The organism is Streptomyces sp. NPDC018000 (assembly GCF_044328025.1).
In the GTDB taxonomy this organism is placed as follows: Bacteria; Actinomycetota; Actinomycetes; order Streptomycetales; family Streptomycetaceae; genus Streptomyces.
Map to the genome: position 1 here is coordinate 457279 of NZ_JBIRGM010000003.1, position 12572 is coordinate 469850.

A 12572-nucleotide genomic window follows, 5' to 3' on the forward strand; every position below is an offset into this window, starting at 1 on the left:
ATCACCTTTCTCGTCTCTTGGCAAGGCTCAGAAGGGTCTGTCGCCGACGATCCCCGCGCGCTCCATCTTGCGGACGGCGGGCCAGTAGTCCTGGACGGCATAGTGCTGTGTGGAGCGGTTGTCCCAGATGGCGAAGCTGTTCTTCTGCCAGCGCCAGCGCACCTGGTACTCGGGGACGGCCGCCTGGCTGATCAGGTAGGCCAGCAGGTTGCCCGCCCCGGGCGCGTAGTCCTGGCCGAAGCGCACGTTCTCGGGCGTGTGGTAGTTCGCAAAGTGTGTGGTGAAGGCGTTGACGAAGAGGATCTTCTCGCCGGTCTCGGGATGGGTGCGCACCACCGGGTGCTCCGGGTCCGGGAACCGGGCCTTCAGCTGGTGGCGCTGCTCCATCGGCATGACGGCACCGAAGGTGGCCTCGATGCTGTGCCGCGCGCGCAGGTCCGCGATCTGCGTCTTTACGTGTTCGGGCAGCCTGCGGTAGGCCTCGGCCATATTGACCCAGATCGTGTCGCCGCCCACCTCGGGCGTCTCCACGCAGCGCAACACGGCCCCCATGGGCGGGCATTGCCGCCAGGTCGCGTCGCAGTGGAGTGCGTTCTCGTAGTGCTCGGGCTTGCTGGTCAGGTCCTTGTAGATACGCACCAGCCCCGGGTGGTCCGGGTCGCTGTCGGCCACCGGGTGGTCCTCCAGCGGGCCGAAGCGCGAGGCGAAGGCGACGTGCTCGGCGTGGCTGATGTCCTGGTTCCGCAGGAACAGGACCTTGTACTGCAGCAGCAACGCCTTGAGCTCGGCGAGCAGTTCGTCGTCGCGCGCGGCGTCGCCGAGGTTCACATCGAAGAGCTCTGCGCCGATGGTGCAGGTCAGCGGCTCAACCTTGATCGAGGTGCGCAGGACGCCCGGGCGCACCAGGGCGGGCGTGTCTTCCCTCGGGCTGACGGTTTGAGACATGTGCTCACTCCTGGGGGTGACGTGCGGGGCACGGCGTGCTCAGAGGACGAAGACGGAAGACCCGGTGGTCCGGCCCGATTCCAGATCGCGGTGTGCCTCTGTCGCGTTCTCGAGTGCGTAGCGCTGATTGATCTGGATCGTGATGCGTCCGGACGCGACGTGGCCGAACAGCTCACCGGCCAGTGCGTCCCGTTCCGCCGGCTCGGCGATGTAGTCGGCGAGCGCGGGCCGCGTCACGTACAGCGAGCCGTGGATGGCGAGTTTCATGGCGTCGAGCGGCGGGACTCCGGAGGAGGTGCCGAAGCACACCAGCAGGCCGCGACGCTGCAGCGAGGCCATGGATCCGTCGACGGTGTCCTTGCCGATGCTGTCGAAGACGACCGGGACGCCCTTGCCGTCGGTCAGCTCGCGCACCCGCTCGGCCACGTTCTCGCGCCGGTAGTAGATGATGTGATCGCAGCCATGGGCCTGGGCGATCTCGGCCTTCTCCTCGGTGGAGACCGTGCCGATCACGGTGATGCCGAGCAGCTTCGCCCACTGGGAGAAGATCAGTCCGACGCCACCCGCGGCCGCGTGGAGGAGTACGGTGTCGCCGGCCTTCAGCGGGTGGATTCGGCGTAGCAGGTAGGCCGAGGTGAGGCCGCGCATGGTCATCGCGGCGGCGGTCTCGCAGCTGATCTCGTCCGGCAGTTTGATCAGCGAGTCCGCAGGCATGACCCGCTCCGTGCTGTATGCGCCGAGCGGGCTGCCGGTGTAGGTCACGCGGTCGCCCTCAGCGACGTGCGTCACATTCTCGCCCACGGCCTCGATCACCCCCGAGGCCTCGACGCCGAGTCCTGCGGGCAGCGGGGCCGGGTACAGGCCGGAACGGAAGTAGGTGTCGGCGAAGTTGAGTCCGACGGCGACGTGCCGGATCCGTACCTCGCCCGGGCCCGGGTCGCCGACGGTGGTTTCTTCCCACCGAAGGACGCCGGGGCCACCGGTCTCGTGGAAGCGAATGGCGTGTGCCATGACGTGCTCCGTTTGTTCGTGAGTGGGGTGGCGGTCGCGGGCCGGCCCTGACCGGCCGGGACCGGATGCCGTGTCCGTCCCGCGACCGCCGCTCGTGGGGTCGGGTCAGCTCTTGACGTCGCGCAGCATGGAGCCGCGCCGGCCGGGACGGCGGTTGGGCACCATGCCGAGCTCGGCCAGGGTCTGGTCGGCGTCGGCGTACCACTCGCCGATCCTGTAGATCTTCTTCGCCTCCGGCCCGGTGGCGATCTCCCGGCCGATCGCGTCGGCGATCTGAACCATCTGTTCGACCTGCTCCACGGAGGACATCCGCTCGCTCTTGCGCCGCCACAGGTTGTCCTCGTTGCCCACCCGCACATGCGCGCCCAGGGCGATGCCGATCGCGTTCATCGGCGCCACCGCCCGCATGGACGCCTCGATGGTGAGTACGGCGCCGTCCGGGACGCGACGGACGAACTCGATCAGGTCGGCCGGGTGGCGACCCGCGAAACCGCCGCCGATGGCAACGTAGTTGAGGACCATCGGCCCGCTGTAGATGCCCTTGCGGATCAGCCGCTCCACGGTCTCCAGCTGTGCCATGTTGGCGAGTTGGAAGTGCGGCTGGATGTCGTTGGCGCGCAGCCGCTTGAGGTGCTCCAGGTAGAAATCGGGACCTGCCTCGACCACCATGTCCCGGTAGGCCTTGTAGTACCCCGGCTTGGCAATCGAGGTGCCCTCGATGTCCTCGTCGTCGAAGATCTCGACGATATTCATCTGGTTGGTGTTGATCGCGATCGTCACCTGGTCCGGCCTGGGGGTGATCTCGGCCAGCATGTGGCGGGTGTCGTAGCTGAGCCACTTGGCGTCGGCGCCCTCGTCCTCGGGAGCGAAGGAGATCGACCCGCCGATCTGGAGAACCATGTCCGGCACGGCCTCGCGCAGCCGGGCCATCAGCTCGTTGAACATGGAGAGGCGCTTGGAGCCGTGGCCGTCCAGTTCTCGCACGTGGATGTGCAGCACCGTGGCGCCGGCGTTGTAGCAGTCGACCGCCGCCTGTACGTGCTCGTCCATGGTGAGCGGGAGGTCGTCGGCGTCACCGGGCAGCCACTCCGGCCCGTAGGGCGCGGCCTGGATGACCAGTTTCTCCTGGTTCTCCGGGTAGAGGGAGTCGTCGAAGAAATGCACGGGCCATCTCCTTTGAGGTCGGGGCTTCACTCGCTGCACGCATCGCTGCCTGCGATGCGAGGCCCGAGTGGATTGGTGAGGAGCGGAGTGAGATCGCAGACGGGATGCCCTGACTGCTGGGGTGGGCAGACCGGATATGATCAACGGGTCCCGGAGGGAGACGCGGCTTCAGGCAGGGTCCCTGTTCATCCTCGTGGGGCCGACGAACTCCCTTGCGGTAATGCAACGTTAAGGGCCTGTTACGCCGGACGCTTAACCGTAGGCGACAGCAGACTTGTCAATTGGGGACCTGCCCCGACCGGTCGGCGCAACTTCCGAGGCACGCCCCAGCGCCGCGACCGGCGAGGTTTGCCGGTCGCGGCGCTGGCCGGTGATCGCCGGCGGTCAATCCTCGGCGAGAGCCTGCTGCCTGGACCTTTGGACGCGCCACTGCCTGGGGCTGCAGCCGAACCGCTCGCTGAACCAGCGGGAGAAGGCACTCGGTGCGGAGAATCCCAGCAGCCCGGAGATCTCGGTCAATGAGCGGCGCGGGTTCGCCACGAGCTGCTCCGCGAGCTGGGTACGTGTCGCATTGAGGAGCGAGGAGAAGGTCTCGCCCGAGGCTGACAGGTGCCGGTGGACGGTTCTCCGGTCGACGCCGAGACTGCATGCGACCTGCTCGATGGAACAGCGCCCGGTCGGCAGCAGGACCTCGATCAGCTCGCGCACGCGGCCCAGCACGGTGGTGTCCTTCGACACTGCGATCGACTCGAAGTACTGCCGGGCGTAGGTCCGCAGGAGCGGATCGGACATGGGATTGAGAGCATCGAGATCGTCGGCGTGGAAGACGATCCCGTTGAATTCCTGGTCGAATTCCACTACGGGGCCGAAGATGCGCCGGTGAGTCCGGGCGTCCGCCGGAGCGCCGTGCGTGAAGCACACGGACACGGGCTGCCACCGCGCACCGAGGAAACCGCGAAGGACCTGGTGGAACGCACCGACGGCCAGCTCTGTGGCCTGGCGGGCAGCCATGGCCCCACCCAGCTCCAGGCTCACCTTGAGGGTGGCCAGGCCGTTCGCCTCGGAGAGCCGGCTACGGAGCATCTCGTTGTACATGTACTCATGGCCGACCAGAAGCTCGATCGCGCTGCGGACGTCGGGCTCCTCGCGTATGACCAAGCTGATGGGGCCGAGATTGGAGAAGCGGCGGCGCTCGGCGAGGAGCAGACCGAAGTCCTCGCGGTGCGAGGCCGCCGCCGAGAGCTCGAGCAACTGGATCACGGCCAGGCCGGAGATCCATCTGTCCTGGACCGCCAGACCGACGGGGTCCAGGCCCACGCGCTTCATCAGGGCCTGCGGGTCGATGCCGGGGGACTGGCTGACCTCGATGTAGCTGCTCAGTGCCGCATTGCGGACAAGGGGCTTCATGGGCGCTCTCCAGAGGGATCTGTCCCGAAGTGTTAGGTCATGTGTCACGTGAGGTCAAGCACTGACCCAAGCCGTGACCTAGCGTGGCAGCACTGCGATGGGGCACGCCGCCTGGATTCGCGTAGCGGCAGATCGGAAATCCGGCGGAGAACACCATGGCAAACAGTCCAACCGTTGACCAGCCCTGGAAGATCGTTACGGAGCCCCCGTGCGGATCAACGGCCCAGAGTTCCCGCACCGGATCCGTCGGATTCTTCCGCGGTGAAAGAAGACGGGTCGTTCGCGCGATTTCCGGCCCGCAGGCTGTGCTGCGATGGGGGCTGACTCTGTGTCAGCGGCGTGAGCTGCCACCGGACGTCCGGGGGGATCTGCACAGCCCCGATGGCGGACCCGGCCGCGGGGAGATCAACCCGCGTGACGTGGTCGCCCACAGAACTGGGCAAGTCCGGCCGGATCACACCGCCATCGATGACTGCGACCAGCAGCACAGATCAAAGGGGAAACCATGAACAACCTGGCCACACTTCTGACGGAAGCCGCCCGGGCAGACGGCGGCCGGGTCGCCATCCGCCAGGAAGAGACCGTACTCACCTATGCGCGATTGAACGACACCGCCGCCCGGATCGCCACCCTGCTGCAGACCAAGGGTGTCCGGCCAGGCGATCGCGTGGCATTGGCCATGCCCAACGTCACCTACTTCCCGGTCGCGTACTACGGCATCCTCCGTGCCGGCGGCGTAGTGGTACCGATGAATCCTCTGTTGAAGGCGCGAGAAATGGCCTTCACCCTCCGGGATTCCCAATCCCGGATCATGCTGGCGTTCCCGCTGTGCGCGGACGAAGCCGCAAAGGCCGCAGCAGAGACCGGAGTCGAATGCCTGATCACGGACCCGGCGGCCTTCGACGCCCTGCTGGAGGCCACCGAACCGATGGTGGAGGTCGCCGACCGGACGGAGAACGACACCGCCGTGATCCTCTACACCTCGGGCACGACAGGGACCCCGAAGGGTGCCGAGCTGACTCACCGCAACCTGATGTCCAACGCGGCCACCGCAGCCGAGACGCTGCTGTGCGTCGGGCCGAACGACGTACTGTTCGGCGGGCTGCCGCTGTTTCACGCCTTCGGGCAGACCTGCGCTCTCAACGCCGCCGTGGCCGCGGGCGCAACCCTGACCTTGCAGCCCCGGTTCGATCCGGCCAAGGCGCTGAAGAGCATGCACCAGGACGGGGTTACGGTCTTCGTGGGTGTCCCCACGATGTACACCGCCCTGCTCCAGGCCGGGATCCCCGACGGCCACGACCTCTCACCCCTGCGCGTGGCCTGCTCCGGTGGAGCTTCTCTGCCGGTCGAGGTACTGCACGCCTTCGAGCGGGAATTCAATGTCACCGTGCTGGAGGGATACGGGCTCTCGGAGACTTCGCCTGTCGCCGCGTTCAACTCCCCCGACCGGCCCCGTAAGGCCGGTTCGATCGGTCTCCCCGTCCGCGGAGTCGAGCTCAGGCTCGTCGCGGACGATGGCACCGCGGTCGGCCCGGGCGAAGTCGGTGAGATCGCGATCCGCGGTGAAAACGTGATGAAGGGCTATTGGAACCGCCCTGATGCGACTGCGGAAGCCGTCCGGGACGGGTGGTTCCACAGTGGTGATCTGGCCCGTACCGACGAGGACGGCTACTACTTCATCGTCGACCGGAAGAAGGACCTCATCATCCGCGGCGGATACAACGTCTACCCGCGCGAGATCGAGGAGGTGCTCTACGAGCACCCGGCCGTGGCCGAAGCCGCCGTTGTCGGCGTGCCGCACGAGGTCCACGGGGAGGAGGTGGCCGCCGTAGTGACACTCCGGCCCGGTGCACAGACCACGGCCGACCAGGTGCGCGACTTCGTCAAACAGCGGGTGGCCGCCTACAAGTACCCGAGGATCGTCACATTCACCGACGCACTGCCCAAGGGGGCAACCGGCAAGATCCTCAAGCGTGAGATCGTCGTCGAGCTGGAGGCACCCGAGGACTGAAGCGATCCGGGTTCCACTCTCAGTACTGACGCACTGCTCATGCACTCGGTGCACCGCTCGCCGACCTCGCTCGCGCGGAGCGGGCCGGCCGACTGCGATGCCGCGTCCGTGTTTCGCCGCTCAGCCTGACCGTCCTGGTCTGGTCAGGGAAGGGGGCAGGTGAGCGGCAGGACGCGTTCGGTCAGCCGCCCGGTGAGGTGGGTGTCGGTGACGGCTGCTTCGGAGAGCCAGTCCGTTGCGGTCAGCCGGTCGACCAGCTGCTGCAGCTCGCCGGGACCCACCGGGCAGCAGGCGGCGAGAGAGTCCAGGGCGACGCCGGTTCCGCCGGGGCCGAGTCGTCCGTCGGCGCTGGTCCGGGTGGCCAAAGTCAGGGCGAGCAGCCGGGTACTTGCGGTGGCCTTGGCCTTGCGGAGTTTCTTGTCCGAGACGACTTTCTGGGCCCATCCGCTGAGCTTGGGCCGCATCTTCTTGCCGAACATGAACGGGCCCGTTCCGTCCCCGTGAGGCACGAGGGACGGGACGGTGACCGGGGTGGGGTTCTCGGGGCGGGAGGCGAGCAGGTCACCGGCGGTGCCGGGAAGGCACAGCCAGCCGCAGCCGGTCAGCTTCTCGACCAGGTCCTCCGGATCGGTCAGGCCCAGCGCGGTGACGTCCTGCCCGACGAGGTTGCCGGTGCCGGTGTGCGCGGTGCGCAGGGTCAGCATGACCACCAGCAGCCGTGCCTCGGGGCCGGGCAGCGGGCTGTGGTCGGCCACGTGAGCGAGGACGGAGCGTACGTGTTCCCATTGCGTCGGCCCGGTCAGCAGCCGGGGCACCGCCGGCCCATCGCTGTCCGTACTGACGCCGGTGCGCTGCTGGTGCTGGAAGCGGGCGGCGGTGGCGGCCTGCTCGGCGCGCCGGGCCTCAAGTCGCAGATTGATGTCTCCGGTGACATCGGCCCAGGTGGTGAAAGCGCGTGCCTTGCGCTCATGGAGGTCGGCGAGCAGCGCCAGGTCGGGTTCGGGGCGCTGCTGGTAGGCGCGGAAGAGCTCACCGAGCTCGACGAGCTCGTCCCGCAGGACGACGGGCTGCAGGTCGTACGGGACGACCCGCTGTGCGATCTTCCCGTACGGGCGGCGGCGCCGCGTCGGAGCGGAGCGGGGGGCCGGTACTTCCCGCGGGCCCGGCGCAGGCGAGGGACGGTCGGAGAACTGCGGCGTGCCGGCAGGAGCGGTCGACGGGCGGTCGGCAGCAGCCGGGGCGTCTGCCGCCGGGCCGGAGGCGGCCCGAGCGGTGGTGACGACCTGTGCCCCGGGGGTGGCGGCCGCGCAGCGTGAACAGCACTCCAGGGCCTGCCACCAGCGCCCTTCCCGGTCGGTGACCACGGCCAGGACGACCGCCCCGCCGCACCGCCAGGGCTGGGCACGCATCTGCCGGTCGTCGGGACGGATGTGCATGCGGCAGCTCTCGGCCCGGCACGCGCAGTACACCTCGGCCCGAGGTCCGGGAGCGGCCCGCAAGTGGGCCTTGATGTGGGCGACCGCGGCCGCACGGCCGGCGGCCGCGGACGGCAGACGCTGCTCGGCACAGGAGGGACGGCTGCACGAGACGCGCACCGCCGCACTGCCACGACCGGCAGCGTCCAGACGCACCGTCCACCTGCGCCCCAGCACCCGCTCATCCAGCTCGCTCGCAGTGGCCTCCGTCATCCCGTTCTTCCTCCCGTGCCGTGTCCGTCCCCCATTGCCCGCACCCGTCCTCACCGCGACGGACGGGGCGCGGGCGCGGGCCCACCGTACGCGGGCAGGCAGCCCGATGACCGGTAAACCCGCCCGGTTCACCAGGAGCAGTGGCTGGGCCGCCGCAGACGTATGGGAACCGTACGTCACCCTCCGGGCCCTCGGTGAGGATCAACCGTGCTCGCCTGCGCCCGCCCCATGCCGCAGGGAGCCGTATCAGCGGCGTCTTCTCACGCTACCTGCGCGCCGAGTTCACCGACCGCGTCAACCGGACCACCTGCACGGACGCTTCCGGTCCGGCTCCTGCTTCACCGGATCCTGCGACGGCGCACCACTCCAAGCGGTCAAGGACTGCATCGAGAAAGCAGAGCAGCATTCCGGAACGATGCCGCGACGCTCCGCGCCGCAGGGTTCAGGACCGGATTCCCTCCCCGCCCTGAAAGTGGGATTTCCTCCGAAAGAGTGATGGGGCCCTTCCCCCGATGAGGGAAGGGCCCCATGAACGAGCGCTGGGCAGGCCTTGCACCTGCATCTCCCCGCAGGAAGCGGGGCGTCTTTCCTTGGACCACCAACGCAGCGTCAGTTGCCGCGCGTTGCGGCGAACTGCCAAGATCAACTATAGCGCATGCGTGCCGTCGGCCAGGCCGACGCCACCGACGAAGCCGCACCGCGCCGGGCACGGGCCGAGCGCGCCGGCCGGGCGGCCGACGCACTGGACCGTCGCGCTGCGCCGCGGTTCGCAATCACGCTTCCGTCGTCAACACGCTGCGGATCTCCGCCCGCCTGTGGCCGGGCGAAGAAAACGGCACCCGCTCCGGCAACGAGCTTGGGAGCCGCTTCGTATGAAAGTGTGTGACATGCCGCTTTCGGTGTAATGCGTTGGTCGGGGTGTTTGGGCGCGTCACTCTGTGCGGGTTGATCACGGTCGTGTCAGGAGATTGTGGGTGCACAGATCGCGTGAGTTGCTGCATGAGCGGATTCACCGGGACAAGCGGCAGAACCCTGAGAAGTCGGGGCGGGCGCCGGCCCGGAAGGACCGTTTCTCGCAGAACACGGTGACCAAGGCACTCGGACAACCGATGCCGCTGAAGCGGAAGAAGCCGCCGCGGGAGAGTGTGCTTGGGTCGGTGTCCACGATCTCGACGAACCGTTCACGGAACGCCAGCAGCCGCAGCCACCACCTGAAGGCTACCGAACGCGAATACCGCGCTGCCGGGCGCTCGTGATGGCGGGCCAAGGAGAAGAGCCCGAACAGCCGCAGATTCCCGACCTGACGCTGCGGCTGGATGCCCAGCTGGACCAGATCGCCCAGCAGCTACGGGAGCTGGCCACCACCAAGGGCCGGCTGCAGGGCCTGCTGAATGCGGTGCTGGCGATCAGCCGGGAGACGGATCTCCCTACAGTGTTGCACCGTATCGTGACCACAGCAATGGACCTGGCCGGCGCCCGCTACGGGGCGCTGGGGGTGCTGGACGAGTCCGGTGAGCAACTGGCGCAGTTCATCACGGCGGGCCTGTCCGACTCCGAGCGCGCCGACCTGGCCGGCATTGAATTCCCCCTCGGCCGCGGGGTCCTCGGGCACCTGATCCACCACCCCGTCGAACCCCTGCGCATCGATGACATCGCCTCCCACCCCGCCTCTGTCGGGTTCCCGCCTGGCCACCCCCACATGCGCACCCTCCTGGGCGTCGCCGTCAGCGTCCGCGGCACCATCTACGGTGACCTCTATCTGTCCGAACGCCGTGACGGACGGCCCTTCGACCGTGACGACGAGGACATCGCCGTCACCCTGGCTGGCGCCGCCGGCATCGCGATCGAAAACGTCCACTTGTTCGAGGAGCTCCGCCGTAGCGCCGAACACTTCCAGCGGATGCTGCTGCCCACCCTGCCCGACCTGCACCCCTTCACCGGCGCCTCCATCTACCGCCCCGCCCCCACACCCGGCCGCCTCGGCGGAGACTGGTACGACGCCATCTGGCTGCCCGACAACGCATGCGCCGTCGTGATCGGCGACGTCGTCGGCCACGACCTGCGCGCAGCAGCCGCCATGGCCCAGACCCGCAGCATGCTGCGCGCCCTGCTGTTCGACCGCCTCACCCCGCCCAGCGCCGTCCTGTACCAGCTTGACCGCACCCTGCAAGCCATCACCGACCTGCCCGTCACCACCGCCTGCCTGGCCCGCATCGAACCCGGACAAGGGGGCTGGAGGCTGCACTGGAGCACCGCCGGCCACTTTCCCCCGCTCCTGATCACCCCCGACCAGCTCACGGAGTACCTCTACGCCGAGCCCGGCCTTCCCCTCGCGGTGGACACCGAACAACACCGCCCCGACCACACCCGCACTCTGCCCCCCGGCGCCACCGTGGTCTTCTTCACCGATGGGCTCGTCGAGCACCCCGGCCACTCCATCGACCACGGCCTGGCCCAACTCGCCGAACTCGCCGCAGGCCATGTCCATCTGCCACTGGACGACTTCGTACGGTTCCTCGCCGACCACCACCCCAGTGACGGCCATGACGACATGGCCATCCTCGCCCTTCGCACCCCGCGCAACTATCGACCTGGGGGCCGATAGGGAGCGGGCCTACCGAACCACGCCCGAAGAGGCGAGCAAGGAGAGGCCCGATCGCTCGAAGCGGTCGGGCCTCTCTCATGTGCGCGCTGACCTGGCATCCGGTCGGAAGCCGAACGGCAGGGCGATCAAGCCTTCTTGGTCTCCCAGAAGATCTTGTCGATCTGGGCGATGTAGTCCAGTGCCTTCTGGCCCGTCGCCGGGTCCGTGGAGGCCTTCGCAGCCGACAGCGCCTTCAGTGCGTCGTTGACCAGCTGGTGGAGCTCCGGGTACTTCTCGAAGTGCGGGGGCTTGAAGTAGTCGCTCCACAGCACCGAGATGTGGTGCTTCGCGAGCTCGGCACGCTGCTCCTTGATGACCACCGCGCGGGCCCGGAAGTGCGGGTCCTCGTTGGCCTGGTACTTCTCCTGGACGGCCTTGACGGACTCCGCCTCGATGCGGGCCTGGGCCGGGTCGTACACGCCGCAGGGCAGGTCGCAGTGGGCGCTGACCTTCACCTTGGGGGCAAACAGGCGGGAAAGCATTGAGCTGTCCTTCCTCGTGATCGTCTTCTCAGGTGGGACATTACTCCGTGAGAGGCGGGTTTTAGCGGGTGCCCCCATGGGCTTAGGCCAAAAGTCCAGGGTGAGGATGGGCCCAGTGGCCGAATGTACGGAACGCTGTGCAGGACGGTGTACTGGACGGACCGGGGAGGTGCCGGAGAGATGCGGGAGGTGCCGGAGTTGCCTGAGCTGACGCCGGAGCAGCCTGGGCGGGGGCCGGCTGCGCGGGTGCCGTTCCAGGTGGTGGAGGTGACGGGGCCGTCGATGGTGCCCACGCTCCATCACGGGGACTGGCTGTTCGTGCAGTACGGGGCGACGGTGCACCCCGGGGACGTGGTGATTCTGCGGCATCCGTTCCAGCAGGATCTGCTGATCGTCAAGCGGGCAGCCGAGCGCCGTCGGGGCGGCTGGTGGGTGCTGGCCGACAACACCTTCGCAGGCGGTGACAGCACGGATTACGGGACGGTTCCCGAGGAGCTCGTCCTGGCCAGGGTCCGGGCGCGCTACCGGCCGCTGAAGAAGGATCAGCGGTCGCTGTGGGGTGTGGCGACCTGGGCGGTTTCCGCGCTGCGGCCGGTGTCGGCGGCGCGTTCCGTCTCCAGGCGCTTGCGGGCCCGGTAGGCGGCCACGTTGGCGCGGGTCGCGCAGCGGTCCGAGCAGTAGCGGCGGGAGCGGTTGGTCGAGGTGTCGAGGTAGGCGTTGCGGCACGGCGTCGCCTCGCACAGGCCGAGCCGGTCCACACCGTACGAGGTGAGATGGAAGGCGAGGCCCATCGCCGCGATGGCGGCGTACCCGGCCGTCGCGTTCGACGGGTGGTCGGACAGGTGCATGTGCCAGTCCGGTTTGCCGTCCTCGTCGCGGAAATCGTGCCCGGAGATCTGCGGGCTGACCGGGAACTCCAGCAGCAGTGAGTTGAGCAGGTCGACGGCGAGTGTCTCGTCACCGCCGTCGGCCGCTTCGAAGACCGCGCGCAGCCGTGCCCGTACGGACCGGAAGCGGGTCACATCCGCATCGGTCGCCCGCCGGGCTGCCTGTTGGTTGACGCCGAACAGCTCGCGGACCGCCTCGACGGAGGTGAGGGAATCCTTGTTGCGGGCCGGCTCCTCCGTGTTGACCAGACGCACGGCATAGTCCGAGTAATAGGCCAGTTCCACTTGTAGTCCTTACGGCGTCGGTCTAAGGTCGGTGCAGCGCACGGTGTA

11 protein-coding genes are annotated in these 12572 nt (G+C 68.3%); 4 read left to right on the forward strand and 7 right to left on the reverse strand.

All coding sequences use genetic code 11. The features are described 5' to 3' along the window. Positions 1-27 precede the first annotated feature (27 nt). The 4 genes from ACH4EW_RS10570 to ACH4EW_RS10585 form a co-directional block, all read right to left on the reverse strand. Entirely contained in the window at positions 28-945 is a 918-nt protein-coding gene (locus tag ACH4EW_RS10570) for a TauD/TfdA dioxygenase family protein (RefSeq protein ID WP_398254195.1), read from the reverse strand. Between the two features lie 39 nt (positions 946-984). Continuing rightward, positions 985-1956 (reverse strand): quinone oxidoreductase family protein, encoded by a 972-nt coding sequence (locus tag ACH4EW_RS10575; protein ID WP_398254198.1) that lies wholly within the window; start codon positions 1954-1956, stop codon positions 985-987. Positions 1957-2061: 105 nt separating this feature from the next. Then, the gene (locus ACH4EW_RS10580; protein WP_398254201.1) at positions 2062-3120 is read right to left on the reverse strand and encodes a 3-keto-5-aminohexanoate cleavage protein; all 1059 of its coding nucleotides are present in this window, start codon (positions 3118-3120) and stop codon (positions 2062-2064) included. A gap of 384 nt (positions 3121-3504) precedes the next feature. Then, positions 3505-4527 (reverse strand): AraC family transcriptional regulator, encoded by a 1023-nt coding sequence (locus tag ACH4EW_RS10585; RefSeq protein ID WP_398254204.1) that lies wholly within the window; start codon positions 4525-4527, stop codon positions 3505-3507. Between the two features lie 505 nt (positions 4528-5032). On the opposite strand from ACH4EW_RS10585, the gene ACH4EW_RS10590 reads away from it, so the two are divergent. Further along, positions 5033-6538 (forward strand): long-chain fatty acid--CoA ligase, encoded by a 1506-nt coding sequence (locus ACH4EW_RS10590; protein WP_398254206.1) that lies wholly within the window; start codon positions 5033-5035, stop codon positions 6536-6538. A gap of 143 nt (positions 6539-6681) precedes the next feature. Here ACH4EW_RS10590 and ACH4EW_RS10595 read toward each other — a convergent pair whose 3' ends face one another. Beyond that, the gene (locus ACH4EW_RS10595) at positions 6682-8226 is read right to left on the reverse strand and encodes a hypothetical protein (RefSeq protein WP_398254209.1); all 1545 of its coding nucleotides are present in this window, start codon (positions 8224-8226) and stop codon (positions 6682-6684) included. A 974-nt stretch (positions 8227-9200) separates the two neighbouring features. Between ACH4EW_RS10595 and ACH4EW_RS10600 the strand changes: the two genes are divergently transcribed. Together ACH4EW_RS10600 and ACH4EW_RS10605 are read left to right on the forward strand one after the other, a co-directional pair. Continuing rightward, complete coding sequence (locus ACH4EW_RS10600) at positions 9201-9482, forward strand: hypothetical protein (protein WP_398254211.1); 282 nt, start codon at positions 9201-9203, stop codon at positions 9480-9482. Further along, the gene (locus ACH4EW_RS10605; protein WP_398254213.1) at positions 9482-10831 is read left to right on the forward strand and encodes a PP2C family protein-serine/threonine phosphatase; all 1350 of its coding nucleotides are present in this window, start codon (positions 9482-9484) and stop codon (positions 10829-10831) included. Before ACH4EW_RS10600 ends, ACH4EW_RS10605 begins: the two co-directional genes overlap by 1 nt. A 125-nt stretch (positions 10832-10956) precedes the next feature. Here ACH4EW_RS10605 and sodN read toward each other — a convergent pair whose 3' ends face one another. Continuing rightward, positions 10957-11352 (reverse strand): superoxide dismutase, Ni, encoded by a 396-nt coding sequence (gene sodN / locus ACH4EW_RS10610; protein ID WP_072483792.1) that lies wholly within the window; start codon positions 11350-11352, stop codon positions 10957-10959. 180 nt (positions 11353-11532) lie between these two features. On the opposite strand from sodN, the gene sodX reads away from it, so the two are divergent. Then, complete coding sequence (gene sodX / locus ACH4EW_RS10615; RefSeq protein ID WP_398254215.1) at positions 11533-11991, forward strand: nickel-type superoxide dismutase maturation protease; 459 nt, start codon at positions 11533-11535, stop codon at positions 11989-11991. Here sodX and ACH4EW_RS10620 read toward each other — a convergent pair. Further along, on the reverse strand, positions 11895-12524 hold the full coding sequence (locus ACH4EW_RS10620; protein WP_398254218.1) for a CGNR zinc finger domain-containing protein: 630 nt from the start codon (positions 12522-12524) through the stop codon (positions 11895-11897). The genes sodX and ACH4EW_RS10620 overlap by 97 nt on opposite strands. Positions 12525-12572 lie beyond the last annotated feature (48 nt).